Below are 292 nucleotides of genomic sequence, written 5' to 3'. Positions count from 1 at the left end.
CCAATCTGGTTTGCCACGCCTCCGGCTGAACGCGCGGCGATTTTGCACCGCGCTGCCGTGCTAATGGAAAGCCAGATGCAGCAACTGATTGGTATTCTGGTGCGTGAAGCCGGAAAAACCTTCAGTAACGCCATTGCCGAAGTGCGTGAAGCGGTCGATTTTCTCCACTACTACGCCGGACAGGTGCGGGATGATTTCGCTAACGAAACCCACCGTCCATTAGGGCCTGTGGTGTGTATCAGTCCGTGGAACTTCCCGCTGGCTATTTTCACCGGGCAGATCGCTGCCGCAC

General features: G+C 56.8%; 1 protein-coding gene. It reads left to right on the top strand.

The features are described 5' to 3' along the window. Positions 1–292 (top strand): aldehyde dehydrogenase family protein (locus V5P19_RS23335; RefSeq protein WP_334407913.1); only part of this gene is annotated, 292 nt, incomplete at both ends.

Origin of the sequence: Enterobacter sp. UNJFSC 003 (assembly GCF_036903355.1) — a bacterium.
Taxonomy (GTDB): domain Bacteria; phylum Pseudomonadota; class Gammaproteobacteria; order Enterobacterales; family Enterobacteriaceae; genus Enterobacter.
Note: the sequence above shows the minus strand (reverse complement) of the source record. Positions and strands in the feature narration are given on the sequence as shown.